18 protein-coding genes are annotated in these 20,093 nt (G+C 64.5%); 14 read left to right on the top strand and 4 right to left on the bottom strand.

What is annotated here, in order from left to right; all coding sequences use genetic code 11:
• Positions 1 to 288: 288 nt before the first annotated feature.
• A complete protein-coding gene (locus ACZYOF_RS33715) occupies positions 289 to 1,896 on the bottom strand; it encodes an ABC transporter substrate-binding protein (RefSeq protein WP_282529522.1) in 1,608 nt (535 codons plus the stop codon).
• 212 nt (positions 1,897 to 2,108) lie between these two features.
• On the opposite strand from ACZYOF_RS33715, the gene ACZYOF_RS33710 reads away from it, so the two are divergent.
• From ACZYOF_RS33710 to ACZYOF_RS33670, 9 genes are all read left to right on the top strand, one after another.
• Positions 2,109 to 3,764: an ABC transporter substrate-binding protein gene (locus ACZYOF_RS33710; protein WP_463718475.1), complete on the top strand. Its 1,656-nt coding sequence runs from the start codon at positions 2,109 to 2,111 to the stop codon at positions 3,762 to 3,764.
• 201 nt (positions 3,765 to 3,965) lie between these two features.
• A complete protein-coding gene (locus ACZYOF_RS33705) occupies positions 3,966 to 4,919 on the top strand; it encodes an ABC transporter permease (protein WP_130578283.1) in 954 nt (317 codons plus the stop codon).
• Between the two features lie 4 nt (positions 4,920 to 4,923).
• Entirely contained in the window at positions 4,924 to 5,811 is an 888-nt protein-coding gene (locus ACZYOF_RS33700) for an ABC transporter permease (protein ID WP_130578282.1), read from the top strand.
• Between the two features lie 3 nt (positions 5,812 to 5,814).
• Positions 5,815 to 6,882 (top strand): ABC transporter ATP-binding protein, encoded by a 1,068-nt coding sequence (locus ACZYOF_RS33695; protein WP_463718474.1) that lies wholly within the window; start codon positions 5,815 to 5,817, stop codon positions 6,880 to 6,882.
• Complete coding sequence (locus ACZYOF_RS33690) at positions 6,879 to 7,076, top strand: hypothetical protein (RefSeq protein WP_463718473.1); 198 nt, start codon at positions 6,879 to 6,881, stop codon at positions 7,074 to 7,076. The genes ACZYOF_RS33695 and ACZYOF_RS33690 overlap by 4 nt, the downstream gene beginning before the upstream one ends.
• A complete protein-coding gene (locus ACZYOF_RS33685) occupies positions 7,073 to 8,485 on the top strand; it encodes an amidase (RefSeq protein WP_463718472.1) in 1,413 nt (470 codons plus the stop codon). Before ACZYOF_RS33690 ends, ACZYOF_RS33685 begins: the two co-directional genes overlap by 4 nt.
• Entirely contained in the window at positions 8,482 to 9,474 is a 993-nt protein-coding gene (locus ACZYOF_RS33680) for an ABC transporter ATP-binding protein (RefSeq protein ID WP_130578279.1), read from the top strand. The genes ACZYOF_RS33685 and ACZYOF_RS33680 overlap by 4 nt, the downstream gene beginning before the upstream one ends.
• A gap of 235 nt (positions 9,475 to 9,709) precedes the next feature.
• Positions 9,710 to 11,455 carry a type I secretion system permease/ATPase gene (locus tag ACZYOF_RS33675; RefSeq protein ID WP_463718471.1) on the top strand — a complete coding sequence of 582 codons (1,746 nt, stop codon included), beginning with the start codon at positions 9,710 to 9,712 and terminating at the stop codon, positions 11,453 to 11,455.
• Positions 11,452 to 12,759, top strand: coding sequence for an HlyD family type I secretion periplasmic adaptor subunit (locus tag ACZYOF_RS33670; RefSeq protein WP_130578277.1), 1,308 nt, complete (start codon positions 11,452 to 11,454; stop codon positions 12,757 to 12,759). The genes ACZYOF_RS33675 and ACZYOF_RS33670 overlap by 4 nt, the downstream gene beginning before the upstream one ends.
• A gap of 182 nt (positions 12,760 to 12,941) precedes the next feature.
• On the opposite strand, the gene ACZYOF_RS33665 is transcribed toward ACZYOF_RS33670, so the two are convergent.
• Complete coding sequence (locus tag ACZYOF_RS33665) at positions 12,942 to 13,421, bottom strand: CinA family protein (RefSeq protein ID WP_282529515.1); 480 nt, start codon at positions 13,419 to 13,421, stop codon at positions 12,942 to 12,944.
• A 158-nt stretch (positions 13,422 to 13,579) separates the two neighbouring features.
• On the opposite strand from ACZYOF_RS33665, the gene ACZYOF_RS33660 reads away from it, so the two are divergent.
• From ACZYOF_RS33660 to ACZYOF_RS33650, 3 genes are read left to right on the top strand one after another with little or no spacing between them, the layout of a single operon-like run.
• Positions 13,580 to 14,662: an amidohydrolase family protein gene (locus tag ACZYOF_RS33660; protein WP_463718470.1), complete on the top strand. Its 1,083-nt coding sequence runs from the start codon at positions 13,580 to 13,582 to the stop codon at positions 14,660 to 14,662.
• Entirely contained in the window at positions 14,659 to 15,768 is a 1,110-nt protein-coding gene (locus ACZYOF_RS33655) for an amidohydrolase family protein (protein WP_463718469.1), read from the top strand. Before ACZYOF_RS33660 ends, ACZYOF_RS33655 begins: the two co-directional genes overlap by 4 nt.
• Positions 15,769 to 15,820: 52 nt before the next feature.
• Entirely contained in the window at positions 15,821 to 16,234 is a 414-nt protein-coding gene (locus ACZYOF_RS33650) for a Rieske (2Fe-2S) protein (protein ID WP_130578273.1), read from the top strand.
• A gap of 116 nt (positions 16,235 to 16,350) precedes the next feature.
• Here ACZYOF_RS33650 and tcuC read toward each other — a convergent pair whose 3' ends face one another.
• Together tcuC and ACZYOF_RS33640 are read right to left on the bottom strand one after the other, a co-directional pair.
• Positions 16,351 to 17,661 carry a tricarballylate/proton symporter TcuC gene (gene tcuC, locus ACZYOF_RS33645; protein ID WP_463718468.1) on the bottom strand — a complete coding sequence of 437 codons (1,311 nt, stop codon included), beginning with the start codon at positions 17,659 to 17,661 and terminating at the stop codon, positions 16,351 to 16,353.
• A gap of 114 nt (positions 17,662 to 17,775) precedes the next feature.
• Positions 17,776 to 18,675, bottom strand: coding sequence for a transcriptional regulator GcvA (locus ACZYOF_RS33640; RefSeq protein WP_463718467.1), 900 nt, complete (start codon positions 18,673 to 18,675; stop codon positions 17,776 to 17,778).
• A 118-nt stretch (positions 18,676 to 18,793) separates the two neighbouring features.
• Between ACZYOF_RS33640 and ACZYOF_RS33635 the strand changes: the two genes are divergently transcribed.
• Positions 18,794 to 19,009 carry a DUF1127 domain-containing protein gene (locus tag ACZYOF_RS33635; protein ID WP_463718466.1) on the top strand — a complete coding sequence of 72 codons (216 nt, stop codon included), beginning with the start codon at positions 18,794 to 18,796 and terminating at the stop codon, positions 19,007 to 19,009.
• 66 nt (positions 19,010 to 19,075) lie between these two features.
• The gene (locus tag ACZYOF_RS33630; protein WP_463718465.1) at positions 19,076 to 19,696 is read left to right on the top strand and encodes an N-acetyltransferase family protein; all 621 of its coding nucleotides are present in this window, start codon (positions 19,076 to 19,078) and stop codon (positions 19,694 to 19,696) included.
• The last annotated feature ends 397 nt before the right edge of the window (positions 19,697 to 20,093 follow it).

The raw sequence follows: 20,093 nt of genomic DNA, 5'->3' as shown, positions 1-20,093 counted from the left end.
TCGCGCTGCGCTACGCATGGCTCCGCGCGCCGCCCTCTCACCGCAAAAACCCAACCCAACCCTGTTCGCTGAGAGCCTTGACTCACAAAGCCCCATATGAGGGTGGGCAAAGCGAAGCGTGCCCACCATCCCGAGCAGCGCAAGAAAAGGTGGGCACGCTGCGCTTTGCCCACCCTACGGAATCCCGTCATTGCGAGGAGCGTGGCGACGAAGCAATCCACGCCTCCACAAGCGGAGAAATGGATTGCTTCGCTTCGCTCGCAATGACGCGAAGAGGCGACGCGAGAACTACTGCAGCCCGATCTGCGTCAGGTCCTGGAACCAATGCTGCGCCTGCACGAAGGTCTTGACCTTGGGCGACAGCGCATGCGGGTTGGTGTCGTGCACCACCCACACCAGCACGGCATCGTCGACGATCAGTGCGTGCGCCTGCGCCAATAGTTCGTCCTGCTTCGTGGTGTCGAAGGTCTGCTTGGCCTCGTCGATCAGCGCATCGACCTTCGGGTTCTTGTAGCCGCCCCAGTTGACGCCGACAGGCGCGATCTGGCCGGAATGGAAGAAGCGGACGATCGCGTAGAGCGGGTCCGAGGTCACATAGGCGATGTTGTTGGCGGTGATGCCGGCGTTCATCTCGTCGGCCGCGCCCTTGCGCCAATGCGTATAGAGAGTTTCGAGCTCGACCACCTTGAAGTCGACGTCGATGCCGATCTCCTTGAAGCTCTGCTGCAGGAATTCGTTCATCGGCAGCGACAGCATCTGGCCGGTGCCGCCCTGGGCGATGATGAAGGTCGTCTTCAGCGGCTTCTCCTTGGAGTAGCCGGCCTCCTGCACGAGCTTCTTGGCGGCGGCGAGATCATATTTGATGTCGAAGGTCGGCTTGCCGAACCACGGGCTCGAGGGGTCCACCTGGCCCTTGGCAGGTTTTGCCAGTCCGTTCATCAGCCCGACTACGGCATCGCGATCGATCGCGAGGTTCAGCGCTTTGCGCAGGCGGATGTCGGTCCAGGGCGAGCCGGGCAGCACGCTCAGATGATAGTTCCAGACATGCGGGGTGACGTTGTCGACGATCTTCATGCCGGCGGCCTTGAGCTGCGGCACGGCGTCCGGCGCCGGCGTCTCGATCAGGTCGACCTGGCCCGCGAGCAGCGCATTGGTGCGCGTCAATGCCTCCGGCATCGGGATCAGCACCATCTTGTCGACCTTGGGGAGGCGCTTCTTGTTCCAATAGTCCTCGTTCTTGGTGAGCTCGGCGAGTTCGCGCGGCACGAGCTTGGTCAATTTGAACGGGCCGGTGCCGGAGGGCTGGCTTGCGAACTTGTCCCAGTCCTTGCCGAGCTTTTCATATTGCGCGGGGCTCGAGACCAGGAACCAGAGCATCTGGTAGGGGAAGAAGGAGTCGACCGTCTTGGTCGTGATCTCCACGGTGAAATCGTCGATCTTGGCGTAGCTCGCGACCGAGGGCAGGCGGGTCTTCACCTGCGCGCTCTGCCGCTTGTCGAATTGCGGTGCCTTGTCGTTCAGCACCTTGTCCAGATTCCAGATCACGGCATCGGCGTTGAAGTCGCTGCCGTCGTGGAACTTGACGCCCTTGCGCAGCGTGAAGCGCCACTTGGTCTTGTCCTTGTCGTCGACTTTCCATTCCGTGGCGAGGCCGGGCACCAGTTTGCCCGGCCGGTCGGCGACATCCATCTCCCAGGCGACGAGCGGATCGTAGATCGTATAGGCGGTGAATTGATAGGCACCTGCGCCGCGATCGGGCTGGCCGGTCGTGAGCGGGATATCCGCCATCGAGATTCCGTAGCGCACCACGGATTCGGCTTGCGCCGGCTTGCTGCTCCAGCCTGCGCCGATGGCAAGCGCCAAAGCAGCTACGAGAATCGAATATCGGGTGCGCATGTTACCAAAGCTCCGTTGACGTATTCCGAATACCGGATGCCAACCAAGCAAGCTTGATGCCAGAATAGGCACATCTTTCCGTCCCGCGGCACGGACTGAGAAGAATCGACGCATCCCGGGGCGATTTTCCGCAGAACTATTCCCCTTGGCACAGGCATTGCATACGATTGCCCAACAATTAATCACCCGAAGTTGAAGAAGGGACCTTTGCAATGCGTACTGAGAGAACCAAAGCGATGGCGCTGGCAGCGGCGCTGGCGATTGCGCTGGCCGCCGTGCCGCGCGCAGCTGGCGCCGAAACGGTGCTGCGCATCGGCATGACTGCTGCCGATATTCCGCGCACGCTCGGGCAGCCCGATCAGGGCTTCGAAGGCAACCGCTTCACCGGGCTCACGATGTATGACGGGCTGACGATGTGGGACCTGTCGTCGGCCGACAAGGCGAGCGTGGTCATCCCCGGCCTTGCGACCGAGTGGAAGGTCGACGATGCCGACAAGAAGAAATGGATCTTCAAGCTGCGTCCCGGCGTCACCTTCCATGACGGCTCGCCGTTCAATGCCGACGCCGTTGTCTGGAATGTCGACAAGGTGCTCAAGCAGGATGCACCGCAGTTCGATCCGAGCCAGGTCGGCGTCACCGCCTCGCGCATGCCGACGCTGGCCTCGGCCCGCAAGATCGACGACATGACGGTTGAACTCACCACCAAGGAGCCGGACAGCTTCCTGCCGATCAACCTGACCAACCTGTTCGTGGCGAGCCCGGCAAAGTGGCAGAAATTCTATGACACTTCCGAAGGCGCCGACGCCAAGGCGAAATCGCAGGCCGCCTGGGCCGCCTTCGCCAAGGATGCCTCAGGCACCGGCCCGTGGAAGATGACGAAATTCACACCGCGCGAGCGGCTCGAGCTCGTCAAGAACGCTGCCTATTGGGACAAGGCGCGCGTTCCGAAGGTCGACAAGATGGTGCTGCTGCCGATGCCGGAAGCCAATGCGCGCACCGCCGCGCTGCTCTCCGGTCAGGTCGATTGGGTCGAGGCGCCGGCGCCGGACGCGCTGCCCGAGATCAAGCAGCGCGGCTTCGTGCTCTACAGCAAAGAAGAGCCGCATGTCTGGCCCTGGCAGTTCTCCCGCATCGAGGGCTCGCCGTGGAACGACATTCGCGTCCGCAAGGCCGCCAATCTCTGCGTCGATCGCGAAGGTCTGCGCGACGGCCTGCTTGCCGGGTTGATGGTGCCGGCGACCGGCACGTTCGAACCGGGCCATCCCTGGCGCGGCAATCCGACCTTCCAGATCAAATACGACAAGCCTGCCGCGCAGAAGCTGATGCAGGAAGCGGGCTATGGTCCGAACAAGAAGTTGACGGTGAAGATCCAGACATCGGCGTCAGGTTCAGGCCAGATGCTGCCATTGCCGATGAATGAATATCTGCAGCAGGCGCTCGCCGAATGCTATTTCGACGTGCAGCTCGACGTGATCGAATGGAACACGCTGTTCACCAACTGGCGGCGCGGTGCCAAGGATCCGACCGCCAATGGCTCGAACGCGACCAACGTCACCTATGCGGCGATGGATCCGTTCTTCGCGCTGGTGCGCTTCCTGCAGTCGTCGATGGCGCCGCCGGTGTCGAACAACTGGGGCTATATCAACAACCCCAAATTCGATGAACTGGTGACCAAGGCCCGCCAGAGCTTTGATCCCGCCGCGCGCGACGCGGCGCTCGCCGAGCTGCATGCGGCCTCTGTCGATGACGCGGCGTTCCTTTACGTCGCCCACGACGTCGCGCCGCGCGCGATGAGCCCGAAGGTCAAGGGCTTCGTGCAGCCGAAGAGCTGGTTCGTCGATTTTTCGCCGGTCTCGATGACGCAATAGACGTAAGTTGCGCTGTTCACCCTCTCCCCTTGTGGGAGAGGGTGGCTTCGCGGAACGCGAAGCCGGGTGAGGGGTCTGCCTCCGCGGATAGAGGCCTCTCCTTAGCAGCATTAGCATCCGCGGATAGAACCCCTCATCCGGCGCGCATTTCATGCGCGCCACCTTCTCCCACAAGGGGAGAAGGGAAGTAGAGAGTCGCTCGTGTTTGCCTATATCGCCAGACGTATCGTCTATGTGATTCCGATCGTCATCAGCGTCGCGCTGGTGTGTTTCCTGCTCGTGCATATCACGCCCGGCGATCCCCTGGTCGCGGTGCTGCCGGCCGACGCCTCGCAGGAGCTGGCGCAGCAATTGCGCACCGCCTATGGCTTCGACCGTCCGCTACCGGTGCAGTTCGGGCTGTGGCTGTGGCGCGCCGTGCACGGTGATCTCGGCAATTCCATCGCGACCGGCCGGCCCGTGCTGTCGGAGGTGATGCGCGCCGTAAGCAACACTGTGATGCTCGCGATCTTTGCCGCGATGATCGGCTTCACGCTCGGGCTGCTATTCGGACTCATCGCCGGCTATTTCCGCGATAGCTGGATCGACAAGCTCGCGACTTCCTTTGCGATCGCCGGCGTCTCGGTGCCGCATTACTGGCTCGGCATGGTGCTGGTGATCATCTTCTCGGTGCAGCTCAACTGGCTGCCCGCGGTCGGCGCCGGTCCCGGCGGCTCCGGCGCCTGGGCATGGGACTGGGACCACTTGCGCTATCTGATCCTGCCTGCGGTCACGAGCTCGGTGATCCCGATGGGGATCGTCACCCGCACGGTGCGCGCGCTGACCGGCGATATCCTGTCGCAGGATTTCGTCGAGGCCTTGCGCGCCAAGGGCCTGCGCGAGACCAACGTGTTCCGCCACGTCATCAAGAACGCGGCCCCCACCGCGCTCGCGGTGATGGGATTGCAGCTCGGCTACATGCTCGGCGGCTCGATCCTGATCGAGACCGTGTTCTCCTGGCCGGGCTCGGGATTGCTGTTGAACTCCGCGATCTTCCAGCGCGACCTGCCGCTGTTGCAGGGCACGATCCTGGTGCTGGCGCTGTTCTTCGTGCTGCTCAACCTCCTGGTCGATATCACGCAGGCCGCGATCGACCCGCGGATCAAGCGAGGCTAGCGCGATGAGCACGATCACCGATCTCGCACTGCAAGCAGCCCCCGCGACGAAGGCGCGAGGCTATTGGGCTACCGTCGGCCGCCGCATCATGCGCGACAAGGTCAGCATGGCCTGCGCGCTCATTCTGATCCTGATCTTTGCGGCGGCACTGTTCGCGCCATGGCTCGGGCTCGCCGATCCCTACCAGGGCTCGATGATCCGCCGCCTGCGCCACATCGGTACATCAGGCTATCTGCTCGGCACCGACGAGCTCGGCCGCGATATGCTGTCGCGTCTCGTCTATGGCGGGCGGCTGTCGCTGATCATCGGCATCCTGCCGGTGATCTTGGCCTTCGTGATCGGCACCGGCCTCGGGCTGGTCGCGGGTTATGTCGGCGGCAAGCTCAACACCGCGATCATGCGCACCATCGACGTGTTCTACGCCTTCCCGTCGGTGCTCCTGGCGATCGCGATCTCCGGCGCACTCGGCGCCGGCATCGTCAACTCCATCGTATCGCTCACCGTCGTGTTCGTGCCGCAGATCACCCGCGTCGCCGAAAGCGTCACGACCGGCGTGCGCAACATGGATTTCGTCGAAGCCGCGCGCGCCTCCGGTGCGGGTCCGCTCACCATCATGCGCGTGCACATGCTCGGCAACGTGCTGGGCCCGATCTTCGTTTACGCGACCGGCCTGATCTCGGTGTCGATGATCCTCGCCGCGGGCCTGTCGTTCCTCGGCCTCGGCACCAAGCCGCCGGAGCCGGAATGGGGCCTGATGCTGAACACGCTGCGCACCGCGATCTACGTCAACCCCTGGGTCGCGGCGCTGCCGGGTGTGATGATCTTCGCAGTCTCGATCTGCTTCAACCTGCTGAGCGACGGCATGCGCAGCGCCATGGATATCCGGAACTGAGGCATGAGCGAGATGCATTCACACATCGACATGCTTGCCCCCGTGGAGGACGTCGGCGGCGCCGCGCAGCCGCTGCTTCAGGTGAACGGCCTGACCAAGCACTTCCCGGTGCGCGGCGAATTGTTCGGCGCGCGCAAGACCGTGCGGGCGGTCGACAATGTCTCCTTCACGATCGCCAAGGGCGAGACCGTCGGCATCGTCGGCGAGTCCGGCTGCGGCAAGTCGACCACCGCGCGGCTCCTGATGCACCTGATGAAGCGCGATTCCGGCGAAATCATCTATGACGGCATGCAGGTCGGCCGCGCATTGTCGCTACGCGAATTGCGCAGGGGCATGCAGATGGTGTTCCAGGACAGCTACGCCTCGCTCAATCCGCGCCTCACCATCGAGGAATCCATCGCCTTCGGCCCGAAGGTGCATGGCTTGGCAGATAGCGCGGCGCGCGCGCTTGCGCGCGAACTGCTCGGCAAGGTGGGCCTGCGGCCGGAAAACTTCGCCAACCGCTATCCGCACGAAATCTCCGGCGGCCAGCGCCAGCGCGTCAACATCGCGCGTGCGTTGGCGCTGTCGCCTCGGCTGGTGATCCTGGATGAAGCCGTCTCCGCGCTCGACAAATCGGTCGAGGCGCAGGTGCTCAACCTGCTCGCGGACCTCAAGCGCGAGTTCGGGCTGACCTATCTCTTCATCAGCCACGACCTCAATGTCGTCCGCTACATCTCCGACCGCGTGCTCGTGATGTATCTCGGCGAAGTCGTCGAGCTCGGCCCGGTCGATAAAGTGTGGGATCAACCTGCGCATCCCTACACGCGCGCGCTGCTGGCGGCGATGCCGTCCTCCGATCCGGACAAGCGCACCGAGGTGCCGCCGATCTCGGGCGATCCGCCGAACCCGATCGATCCGCCGCCGGGCTGCCGGTTTCACACCCGCTGCCCGTTTGCGGAGCCGCTCTGCGCAAAAGCCACTCCACAACTGACCACGCTCGATAGTACGGGTCATCAGGCGGCGTGCTACATGGCTATTCCGGGCTCGGGGCATAGCCGCGCACCGGCAAGGGAGGAAGAGGCGGCATGACGAAACCCAGTCCGAAGGAAGCGATTGCGATGGCCGATGTCGCGGGCGTTCCCGTCGACGGCGAAGTCGCGGCGCGGATTTCCAATTCGATCAGCCCGGCTTTCGCCGGCTTTGCGCCGGTCGCCGGCACGCTGCCGTTCGATCTCGAGCCCGCGAGCTTCCTCCTCGCGCAGACCGCGAAGGTGTCGAAATGAGCAGCGAACTTGCCTTGATGTCGCTGACCGCAGTCACGAAAGCGATCGCCGAGAAGAAAGTCTCATCGCGCGAGGTGACGCGAGCCTTGCTGCACCGCATCGCGGAGTGGCAGCCCAAACTCAACGCCTTCATGGCCATCGAGTCCGAACAGGCGCTCGCCGCCGCCGATGAAGCGGATGCGGAACTCGCGAAGGGCAGGAGCCGCGGCGTCCTGCACGGCGTGCCGCTCGCGCACAAGGACATGTATTACGAGGCCGGCAAGGTCGTGACCTGCGGCTCGCTGATCCGCCGCGACTTTGTCGCCAAGACCACGGCGACCGCGCTGCAGCGATTGAAGGATGCCGGCACCATCCGGCTCGGCTCGCTGCAGATGGTCGAGTTCGCCTACGGCCCGACCGGCCACAACGTGCATTACGGCCCGGTCCATAATCCCTGGAACGTCGACCACATCACCGGCGGCTCCTCCTCCGGCTCCGGTTCGGCGGTTGCCGCGCGACTGACATTTGCGGCGCTGGGATCGGACACGGGCGGCTCGGTCCGCATGCCCGCGCATTTCTGCGGCGTCACCGGACTGAAGACGACCGTCGGCCGCGTCAGCCGCGCCGGCGCAATGCCGCTGTCGCAATCGCTCGACACCGTCGGCCCCCTGGCGCAGACCGCCGAGGATTGCGCGCTGCTGCTCGGCCTGATGGCAGGTAGCGACCCTGAGGATCCGACCGCCTCGACGCTGTCGGTGCCGGATTATCTCGAAGCCGCCAAGGGCTCGCTGAAAGGCCTCAAGATCGGCCTGCCGACTGCCTTCTATGTCGACGATCTCGATTCCGAGGTGGCGCGCATCCTCGACGAGACCATCGCCGTCCTCAAGCGCGAGGGCGCCGAGATCGTCAAGGTCGAGTTGCCCGACCAGCGCCAGCTCAGTTCGGCATCCCAGATCGTGCTTGCCGCCGAGGCGGCCGCCTTCCACAAGCGCTGGATGATCGAGCGTCCGCAGGATTACGGCGCGCAGGTGTTGATGCGGCTGCAGAACGGGCTCGCGGTTCCCGCCGTCAGCTATCTCGAGGCGATGCGCTGGCGCGGCCCGGCCCTTGCGGCCTACAATGCCGCGGTTGCCGGCGTGGATGCGGTGATTGCCCCGGCAGCGCCGGTGCCTGCGCCGACGATCGCCGAGAGCGATGTCGGCAATGGCCCTGGCGCCGAGGCGGTGATCCAGCGGCTGACGCGCTTCACCCGCCCGGTCAACTATCTCGGCCTGCCGTCGCTGGCGATCCCCTCGGGCTTCACCCGCACGGGGCTCCCGGTCGGCATGCAACTGGTCGGCCGCTCCTTCGAGGAAGCCACGCTGCTCCGCATCGGCGCGGCGTTCCAGCGGGCCACCGATTTCCACGCCAAGGTGCCGAAGCTCGCATGACCAATCTTGTCGAAGTCCGGGATCTCAACATCCGCTTCACCGGCGAACGCACGGTGCACGCCGTCAATGATCTGAGCCTCTCGCTCGGTGAGGGCGAGGTGCTCGGCCTGCTCGGCGAATCCGGCTCCGGCAAGAGCGTCACGCTGCGCGCGTTGATGCGGCTGTTGCCGAAGAAGCGGACGCAGATCTCGGGCAGCGTCAAGGTGCTGGGACAGGACGTGCTGGCGATGGACGACGAGGCGCTGTCGAATTTTCGCGGCCAGACCGTCTCGATGATCTTCCAGGAGCCGGCGCTCGCGCTTGATCCGGTCTACACCATCGGCCGCCAGATCGCGGAAACCGTGATGCGGCATGAGGGCAAGAGCGAGCGCGAGGCGACGGCGCGTGCGCTCGAGATGCTGGAGGTGGTGCGCATTCCCTCCGCCAAGCGCCGGCTCGAATCCTATCCGCACGAGATGTCAGGCGGCATGCGCCAGCGCGCGATGATTGCGCTTGCGCTCGCCTGCAAGCCGAAGATCCTGCTCGCGGACGAGCCGACCACCGCGCTCGATGCCACCGTGCAGATCCAGATCCTGCTCCTGCTCCGCGAGTTACAGCGCGAATTCGGCATGTCCGTGATCTTCGTGACCCACGACATCGGCGTTGCGATCGAGATCTGCGACCGCGTCGCCGTCATGTATGCCGGGCAGATCGTCGAGCAGGGCAGTCTCCGTGGCATCGTGCGTTCTCCGGTCCATCCCTACGCCAAGGGCCTGCTGGCCTCGACCATCCATGGCGCCAAGCGCGGGGAGCGGCTGGAGACGATCCCGGGCACGCCCCCCTCGCTCGACCGTGCGCCGACCAGTTGCTCCTTCGCGCCGCGCTGCAGCCAGGCGCAGCCGCGCTGCTCCGAGCAGTTGCCGCCCGCCGTGCAGGTCACGCCGGACCGCATCGCGCGGTGCGTGCTGGCCGAAGTCTCTCTCCGTAGCCCGGGTGAAGCGCTAGCGTAACCCGGAGACCACTCGCCAACGCCGACGCAGTTGTCCCGGGTTTCGCGTTCCGCTCCACCCGGGCTACGAAGTCGGCGGCCGTCATTAACCTTCCTGGACCTGACGGTTGCGCAGTGCGGAACTGCGCCGAAATTAACGCAACCAGAATGCGGCTGCCGCGACATAAATAGACGCTGGCCACAAACATCGGTAAAACGTGGTCAATACTTGACCCTTTTTGCAGAGATAAGCATTCATGGCAGCCGCTCCCGGCGTCCGGCGTTCCGAACTCGGCGATGCGCTGCGCGCCTGCCGCGCCGCCTTCATCGGCGTCGGCCTGATGAGCTGCGTGATCAACGTCCTGTATCTGACCGGCTCGATCTTCATGCTGGAGGTCTACGACCGCGTGCTGCCGAGCCGCAGCGTGCCGACCCTGGTCGGCCTGGTCGTGCTCGCCGCCGGCCTCTACATCGCCCAGGGCGTGCTTGATCTCCTGCGCGGACGGATCCTCGGGCGGATCGGCACCTCGCTGGACGAGGCGATCAATGCCCGTGTGTTCGACACCATCGTGCGCCTGCCGCTGCTGATGGGCAATCGCACCGAAGGCCTGCAGCCATTGCGCGATCTCGACAATGTCAGGTCGTTCCTCGGCAGCCAGGGGCCGGGCGCGTTCTTCGACCTGCCATGGCTGCCGCTCTATATGGCGATCTGCTTCGCCTTCCATTGGCTGCTCGGCGTCACCGCGCTGGTCGGCGCGATCATCCTGATCACGCTGACGCTGATCACCGAATTCATGTCGCGCCGCCCCGCCAAGGAGGCCATGACGCTCGCCGCCCGTCGCAATGATCTCGCCGTGGCGAGCCGCCGCAACGCCGAAGTGCTGGTTGCAATGGGCATGTCCAGCCGACTGCAGCGGCGCTGGAGCGAGGCCAACGAGAATTATCTCGCGGGCAACCAGCGCGCGAGCGACGTTGCCGGCGGGCTCGGCGCGGTCGCCAAGGTGCTGCGGATGATGCTGCAGTCCGCGGTGCTCGCGGTCGGCGCCTATCTCGTCATCTTCCAGGAGGCGACCGGCGGCATCATCATCGCGGGTTCCATCCTCAGCGCCCGCGCACTGGCGCCGATCGATCTCGCGATCGCGCATTGGAAGGGGTTTGTCGCTGCGCGGCAGAGCTGGCATCGGCTCAGCCGGCTGCTGCAGCAGATGCCGCCGGCCGGCACTCAGACCGTGCTGCAGGCGCCGACCAAGCGGCTGTCGGTCGAGGCCGTCTCGCTTGCGGCACCGGGCGACCAGCGGGTGATCGTGGCCGACGTGGCGTTCGCGCTCGAAGCCGGCAGCGGCGTCGGCATCATCGGTCCCAGCGGCTCAGGCAAGTCATCGCTGGTGCGCGCACTGGTCGGCGTCTGGATGCCGTTCCGCGGCAAGGTGCGGCTCGACGGCGCCGCGCTCGACCAATGGTCGCCGGACGTGCTGGGCCGCTATGTCGGCTATCTGCCGCAGGACGTCGAACTGTTCGCGGGCACGGTGGCGCAGAACATCTGTCGCTTCGACGCGGAAGCGAAGTCGGACGATATCATCGCCGCCGCCAAGGAAGCCGGCGTGCACGAGATGATCATCAAGATGCGCGAGGGCTACGACACGCAGGTCGGCGAGCAGGGCACGGCGCTGTCGGCCGGCCAGGCGCAGCGGATCGCGCTGGCGCGCGCGCTCTATGGCGATCCGTTCCTGATCGTGCTGGACGAGCCGAACTCCAATCTCGATAGCGAAGGCGACGAGGCGCTGACGCGGGCGGTGCGCTCGGCGCGCGAGCGCGGCGCCATTGTGGTGGTGGTGGCGCACCGGCCGATCGGAATCGAGGGCGTCGACCAGATCCTGGTGCTGAAGGAAGGCCGCATACAGGCCTTCGGCCCGAAGGAAACCGTGCTGGCGCAGGTGCTGCAGCCGCGCGTCGCCCCGGCGCCGCCGATCAAGATCGTCTCCGATGCGGGAGCCAAATCATGAGCGAAGAATCGCGCAGGGCGCAGCGCTCGATCCGGCTGCATCTGGTCGTTGGCCTCGTCGTCGTGCTGGTGGTGGCCGGCGGCTTCGGCGGCTGGGCTTCCACCGTGCCGATCTCGGGCGCCTTGATCGCGCCGGGCTCGGTGGTGGTCGATTCCAACGTCAAGAAGGTGCAGCACCCGACCGGCGGCGTGGTCGGCGAGGTGCGCGTGCGCGACGGCGACCTCGTCAAGACCGGCGACATCGTGGTGCGGCTGGACGAGACGGTGGTGAAGGCGAGCCTTGCGATCGTGGTCAAGACGCTCAACGGGCTCTATGCGCGCGCGGCGCGCCTTGAGGCCGAGCAGCAGGGACGCGACAGGATCGTCTTTCCGAAGGTCTTGGCCGACCGCGCCGAGGATCCCGACGTCCGCGACGTCCTGGCGAGCGAAACCAAGCTGTTCGAGGTCCGCGTCAACGGCCGCATCGGCCAGAGGGCGCAACTGCGCGAGCGCGTTACCCAGCTCAAGGAGGAGATCGAGGGCCTGAGGGCGCAGGAGGTCGCCAAGGACAAGGAGATCGAGCTGGTGCAGCAGGAGCTCGTCGGCGTCCGCCAGCTCTATGACCAGCGTCTGGTACAGCTCACGCGCCTGAACACGCTCGAGCGCGACGCTGCGCGGCTCGCCGGCGAACGGGCGCAATACATCGCTGCCCGCGCGCAGGCCAAGGGCAAGATCACCGAGACCGAGCTGCAGATCATCCAGGTCGACAAGGACATGCTGGCCGAAGTCTCCAAGGACCTGCGCGAGACCAACGACAAGATCGGCGAATTCGTCGAGCGCAAGGTGACTGCCGAAGACCAGCTTCGCCGCATCGACATCCGGGCGCCGCAGGACGGCATGGTGCTGCAGTCGACGGTGCACACCGTCGGCGGCGTGATCACCGCGGGCGATGCCATCATGATGATCGTGCCGCAGGCCGACGCTCTTTCGGTGGAGGCCAAGGTCAATCCGCAGGATATCGACAAGCTGCAGATCGGCCAGAAGACGCTCTTGCGCCTGTCGGCCTTCAACCAGCGCACCACGCCGGAGATCAGCGGCGTCGTCACCCGCGTCTCGGCCGACGTCACCACCGACCAGCGCACCGGGCAGAGCTTCTACACCATCCGCGTCTCGATGCCGCCGGACGAGATCAAGCGCCTCGGCGACGTCAAGGTTATCCCGGGCATGCCGGTCGAAGCCTTCGTCCAGACCGGCGACCGCACCATGCTGTCCTATCTGATGAAGCCCCTGAGCGACCAGTTCATGCGCTCGTTCCGGGAGAAGTGAGTCTTGTCGTCCCGGGCTTAAGACGACGACGAGGAACTGCCGTGCCTCCTCTCCGTCATTGCGAGCGGAGCGAAGCAATCCATGCCTCCGCAAGTGGTGACATGGATTGCTTCGTCGCTATCGCTCCTCGCAATGACGGCAACACTTCACGTTGTCGCGCCCCCGTTCGTTGGGACCACGAGCTACCGTAAATTCTCCAGCAGCAAATTCAGCGCGGCCTTCGCGAACGCCTGCATGTTCGCTTGCCGGTCGCAGCTCGCGGTCTCGAGCGTGATCGCGGCCTCCACAGGCCCCGCTACCGCCATGCAGCTATGGCCCGCCGCGTCGCCATAGCGGTTGCCGGCCGGTCCCGCTGCGCCGGTCTCAGACAGGCCCCAGTCGGTCGCAAGGCGCGTGCGGATCTGGCTCGCGAGCAATTTTGCGTAAGGTTCCGATGCCGAGCGGATGCCCTTCATCGTCTCGTTGGGAATGTCCATCAGCACGCGCCGCGCATCGCGGGTATAGATCACGCCGCCGCCGATGAAATAGGCGGAGGCGCCGGGCACGGCGAGCAGCGCGGCGGAGATCAGGCCGCCGGTCGAGGATTCCGCCACTGCAATCGTCTGCTTCCGCTCGATTAGCCTCGCTGCAATCTTTTCCGCAATGGACACCAGTTCGTTCATCGGCCGCCTCTCTTGTTGTTTGCCATGAAAATTCTCCGGGGCGTCCTGCCTTCCTAGCACATCACTTCGGCTCCTGCCGAGTTGCGGGCTAGTGGCAGGCCTGCTTGAATGCAGAGCAATCAACGGGCGCGGCGCACGCGCTTAAACGAGGAAACGTCATGACGTCGCCGATCGGGGGTGGCGTGGATTGCGATCTGCATCCCGCCGTGCCCCATCTGACCAGCCTGTTGCCGTACATGAACGACTACTGGCGCGACCAGGTGACGACGCGCGGCATGACGGATCTGCTGTCGCAATCCTATCCGGTCAATTCACCGATCTCGGCGCGGCCGGATTGGCGGCCGGCGCAGGGCAAGCCCGGCTCCAATCTTGCCGACATGCAGCGCCAGGCGCTCGACAAGTTCGGTGTCGCCTACGGCATCTGCAATCCTCTCTATGGTGTGCAGATGGTGTTCAGTGAGGACATGGCTGATACGTTCTGCCGCGCGCTGAACGACTGGCTCGCCAGGGAATGGCTCGACAAGGACGATCGGCTGCGCGGCTCGATCGTGATCCCCGTGCAGAGCATCGAGAAATCCGTGAGGGAGATCGAGCGCTGCGCCAGGGATCCGCGCTTCGTCCAGGTGCTGATGCTTGTTATGGGCGACATGCCCTTGGGCAAGCGGCACTATTGGCCGATCTATGCCGCGGCGGAGCGCCTGGGCTTGCCGATCGGCGTGCACGCCGGCAGCGCCTATCACAACCCGCCGACCTCGGTGGGCTGGGGTTCCTATCACATCGAGGATTATGTCGCGCAGGCGCAGGCGTTCCAGACGCAATTGACCAGCCTGATCGTCGAGGGTGTGTTCGCCCGCCATCCGAACCTGAAAATGGTGATGCTGGAAAGCGGCTTCACCTGGCTGCCGCCCTATCTCTGGCGCTTGCACAAGTTCTGGCGCGGCGTCCGCATGGAGACGCCGTGGGTGGATCGCGCGCCGCTCGAGATTGTGCGCAGCAACATCCGTTTCTCGCTGCAGCCGGTCGATGCGCCGCCGGAAGGCGAGACGCTGAACCGATTGTTCGACCATATGCAGTCGGACGAATTGCTCCTATTCTCGACCGACTATCCGCACTGGCAATTCGACGGCGACGAGGTGCTGCCGAAGGGGATTTCGCCCGACCTGGTCCGCAAGATCATGATCGACAATCCGCTCGCGACTTACACGCGCTTGAAGCAATCGGTGAAAGAGGTGGCGCCATGAATGTTCAAATTCGCGAACGCCCTGAAGCGGCATTGTCCGCCAACATCAAGACCGCGATCGCTGATTGCGATATCCACCCGGCGCGCGCCACCCAAACCGAACTGTATCCATTCCTCGCCAAGCGCTGGCACGCGCATTTAGAGACCTTCGGCGTCCACGCCTATCAGGGCATGATGGGTGGCCCGCCCTATCCCAAGGCGCAGCCGAATGCGTCGCGCCGCGACGCCTATCCGCCGGAAGGCGGGCCGCAAGGCTCCTCGCTCTCCTTCATGCAGCAGCAGCATCTCGATCCGAACAATGTTGCGCTCGGCGTGCTCAACCCCCTCAACACCGGGCAGGGCATCCGCAATCAGGATCTCGCGGCGGCGATCTGTTCCGCGATCAATGACTGGCAGATCGAGAAATGGACCAGCAAGGACCAGCGCCTCAAGGGCTCGGTCGTCGTCGCCAATGAGGACGGGCAGGCCGCGGCCGCGGAAATCCGCAAGCGCGCTGGCGATGCAAACTTCGTGCAGGTGCTGCTGCTGAGCCGCAATGTCGAGCCGCTTGGTCAGCGTCGCTATCGGCCGATCTATGAGGCCGCGGAGGAAGCCGGGCTTCCGGTCGGCGTCCATGCCTTCGGCTTCGGCGGCAATCCCATCACCGCCTCCGGCTGGCCGAGCTTCTATATCGAGGAGATGGTCGGCCACTCGCAATGCCAGCAGACCGCGCTGGCGAGCCTCGTGCTCGAAGGCGTGTTCGAGCGCTTTCCGAAACTGAACATGGTGATGGTCGAGGCCGGCTTCGGCTGGGCGCCGTCGCTGGCCTGGCGCCTCGACAAGGTGTTCGAGCGCCTGCACGCCGAGGTGCCGCATCTGAGGCGCAAGCCGTCGGACTATATCCGCGACCACATCTGGTGGACCACGCAGCCGATGGAGGATCCTGATAGCCGCGAGCATCTGTTCCAGATCATCGAGTGGATCGGCTGGGACAGGCTGTTGTTCGCGACCGACTACCCGCATTGGGACTATGACGAGCCCTCGCGCGTGCTGCCGGCCGGCGTCAGCGACGCCAACAAGCGGGCGTTCTATCTCGACAACGCGCGCAAGCTGTACGGGCTCGCATGATCCGGAAAAGTGGGAACCGGTTTTCCGAAAAGATCACGCGTGAGAAGTGCTGATGGTCAGGCATGTGGTTGCCCCGGTGAATGAACTGCCGCCGGGCACACGGAAGTTCATGGAGATCGACGGCCGGCCCATCGCGGTCTTCAACGTCAAGGGCGAGTTCTTCGGCCTCTTGAACCGCTGCCCGCATCAAGGCGCTTCGCTGTGCGAGGGACCGTTGATCGGGCTCGCGCAATCGTCCGATCCGGGCGAGATCGAGTACACGAAACTCGGCGAGATCATCCGTTGTCCCTGGCACGGGTGGGAATTCGACATCCGCACCGGCCAGTCCTACTGCGACCCCAAGCGCTTCCGCGCGCGGGCCTATCCGGTCAATGTCGAGCCGGGCACGAACGTGGTGAAGGGTCCGTATGTCGCGGAGACTATCGCGGTGTCCGTGGAAAGCGACTACGTCGTGGTGGATTTGTAGTGGAGTTGTAGGGTGGGCAAAGCGAAGCGTGCCCACCATTTCATGCTGTGCTCGCGATGGTGGGCACGCTGCGCTTTGCCCACCCTACGGCTTCGCGCTCCCCGGTAATTGCTCCGTCAGGCGGCAACCGCTTCGCGCGCCTCGACTCGCTCGCCGCCACGATAGACCGTCAAGGTCGCGATGATGCCGAGCGTTGCCGCGAGCATCAGCCAGAAGCCCGGCGATGCCTTGTCGCCGGTGTGGTCGATCAGCCAGGTCGACGCAAATGGCGTGAACGTGCCGAACAGCGCCGCCGCCAGTGCAAAGGCGAGCGAGAAGCAGGTGGTGCGCACATGCGCCGGCACGATCTCGACCAGGCAGCCGAGCATGGTGCCGCTGTAGACGCCGAAATAGAACGAGAACATCATCTCGACCGCCAGCATCTTGCCGAAGGTCGGCGCGGCAACCAGCCAGTGCAGTGCAGGATAGGCCGTGATCAAGGAAAGCCCGGCGATCGTCAGCAGCACCGACTTGCGGCCGAGCCGATCGGAGACCGCGCCGCCGACCGGGTTCCAGATGAAATTGGTCACTGCCACCAGCAGCGTCACCAGCAGTGCGTCATGCGTCGACAGTTTCAGCACGTTCTTGCCGAAGGTCGGCGTGTAGACGGTGACGAAGTAGAAGGTCGTGGTGGTCAGGATCGCGATCATCATGCCGAGGATCACGATGCGCCAGTTCGCGAGCGCGGACGCGAACACTTCGGACGCGGACGGATGCCGCTTCATGGCGAGGAACGCCGGCGTCTCCTCCAGCGTCCGCCGCAGCACGAAGATGAAGGGGATGATCAGGCAGCCGATGAAGAACGGGATGCGCCAGCCCCAGGCCGACACCGTCGCCGGCGAGATCATCTCGCTCAGGACATAGCCGACGATCGCGGCGACGAAGATCGCGACCTGCTGGCTCGCCGACTGGAACGAGGTGTAGAAGCCGCGGTTGCCGGGCGTTGCGATCTCCGACAGATAGACCGAGACGCCGCCAAGCTCGACGCCGGCGGAAAAGCCCTGCAGCAGCCGGCCGATCAGCACGATGACGGGCGCGGCAATGCCGATCGTCGCATAGCTCGGACAGATCGCGATGACCACCGTGCCCACAGCCATGATCGCCAGCGTGACGATCAAGCCCTTGCGGCGTCCGATGCGGTCGATATAGGCGCCCAGCACGATCGCGCCGACCGGGCGCATCAGCGCGCCGAGCCAGAACACGCCGAAAGTGTTGAGCAGCGAGGCGGTCTCGTTGTCGGAGGGGAAGAACGCCTTGCCGATCGCGCTCGCATAAAAGCCGAACAGGAAGAAATCGAACTGCTCGAGGAAATTGCCGCTGGTCGCGCGCAGGATGGCGCCGATGCGCGATTTGATCTGCGGTATCTCTGCCGTGCTCGTTGGCGCCATGCGCGTCTTCTCCCCGTGCTGCGACGAAAAGCCTCGTCGGCGCGGCAATTTGGCACAGCTATGCGGCGCGACCAACCCGCAAACGCGCCGGTCACCCGGAAATCGGCAGGCTTTTCAGGTCTTGCTTTGGGCCGAAGCCACCATCCACTGCCGGAATGCGGCAAGCTTGGGCGAATCAGCCCGCGCCTGCGGCGAGACCAGATAGAAGCCCGCATCGGCGGGGAGCGTTATCTTGAAGGGGACCACCAGCCGCCCCTTGGCGATGTCGTCCTGCACATAGGATGTCCGGCCCATGGCGACGCCGATGCCGTCGATCGCGGCCTGGATGGTCATGAAGATCAGGTCGAAGGTGATGCCCGGCTGCTTCGAGAGGTCGGCCGGCAGCCCGGCCGCCGTCAGCCACAGCCGCCAGTCGTCACTGTTGGCGTTGCTGGTGTGCAAGAGCACGTGGCCGCGGAGGTCTTCAGGGCATTTCAGCGGCTTCTCACCGTTGAGCAAGGACGGGCTGCAGACTGGAAACAGCTCGTCCGCCATCAGCCAGTCGGCGCGCAATCCCTGCCATTGACCGCGGCCGTAGCGGATCGCGGCGTCGACATTGTCGCGCTGGAAGTCGACCAGGCTGGTCGAGGTGGTGATGCGGACGTCAATGCCCGGGTGCGCCTCCTGGAATGTGGAAAGCCGCGGCAGCAACCATTTTGCGGCGAGCGAGGCCAGCGTCGACACTGTCAGCACGTGGTCGTCCTCGCGCCGCAGCAGCCGGTCGGTGGCAAGCTTCAGGTCGTTGAAGGCGGCGCGGACGCCCGGGAGATATTCGGCCGCCTTCGGCGTCAGCGTCAGCGCCCGGTTCTGCCGCACGAACAGCCGGACGCCGAGCTCCTGCTCGAGCCGCTTGATCTGATGGCTGATCGCGGTCTGCGTCACGTTCAGCTCGGCGGCCGCCTGGGTGAAGCTCAGGTGCCGCGCCGCGGCCTCGAAGGCCCGCAAACCGTTCAGCGAAGGCAGCCTCGCGGTCATCTCCTGCATCCGTCCTGATATATGACTTTATCTCATGTGAAGCGGGACAAAGTGTCGTTTGTGCAAGGCAGAAATAGCGCCGATATTTCGTGTGACAGATTAGCGATAGGAGCTGAGCATGTCCACTTGCACCCATGAATCGATGATAAATCATCATGGACAGGGCCTGTTCGCAAAGGCCTTCACCCAATTAAGCGAGACCCTCTACGTCTGGCATCAGCGCTACGAGACGCGCCGCGAGCTGGCCCAGTGGTCCGAGCGCGATCTCCACGACATCGGCAAGTCCTGGAGCGACGTCGCCCACGAAGCCGAAAAACCCTTCTGGCGGGCATGAGATGACGCCAATGCTGGCGTCGCCGCCGAATCGGGGCGCCAGCCAATTTCTTTCGGAGAGCGTGTCATGACCACCCTGCGTCTCGACGATCTCAAGCAGTATTCCGACGTGCTGCGTTCGCGCAGCGGCGACAAGATCACCGTGCGTTTCGTCGAGCCGCGCGATGCGGAGGAGCTGCAGAATTACTTCCGCTCGCTCTCGATCCGCTCCCGCTACAATCGTTTCTTCGGCGCCATGCGCGAGCTGCCGAAGAACGTGCTGGAAAATTTCGTCCATGTCGGCGAGCGCGAGCAGTTCAGCGTGGTCGCCACCGTGATGGTTGACGGCTTCGAAGTCATCGTCGGCGAAGCGCGCTATGCCTTCCATGCGGAGGATGCGAGCATCGAGTTCGGCGTCTCGATCGACGACCGCTGGCAGGGCCAGGGCATCGGCCGGGCGCTCCTGAAGAATGTCGAATGCCGCGCCGCTGCGCTCGGTGCGGTGCGCCTGTTCGGCGACACCTTGCGTTCCAACGACGCCATGATCGGGCTGGCGAAAAAGGCAGGTTACGCCTTCACCAACAGCCCCGGCGACTGGAAGCTGGTGCGCTTTGCGAAACACATCGCTATCGAACCGCGGGATATCCCATGTGCCAGTTGGCGGCTCGCTGCCGCCGACAAGGCCGCTTTCTCCTCGCTTGCGGTTTGATCACTGGCCCGGTTCTGGCCGCCCCAGAACCGGGCTTTTTTCTTTTTGTTGCTTACGAGGCTGCCCGCCATCACTCTAGTGTCGTCCCGGGCTTGCGCGCCGCGGCGAAGCCTTTGGCGTAGCCGGGACCCGGGACCCATAACCAAAGGATTTCGTGATGTGCTCCGATGCCTCCCACCGTCATTGCGAGCGCAGCGAAGCAATCCATCGCACGGCAAGTGGAGGCATGGATTGCTTCGCTGCGCTCGCAATGACGGTGTGACTTGCCCGCGCCACAACAACTCCCTGTGGTTGATGGGGTGGACGGCCCCCTACGGCATCAGTTGTGCCAGAATGAGGTTGTCGAAATCTCAAACGAGGGAGCCGTCCGTGACGCAGATTATCCGCATTGGAATGG

The organism is Bradyrhizobium sp. LeoA1Lang (genome assembly GCF_055413685.1).
Note: the sequence above shows the minus strand (reverse complement) of the source record. Positions and strands in the feature narration are given on the sequence as shown.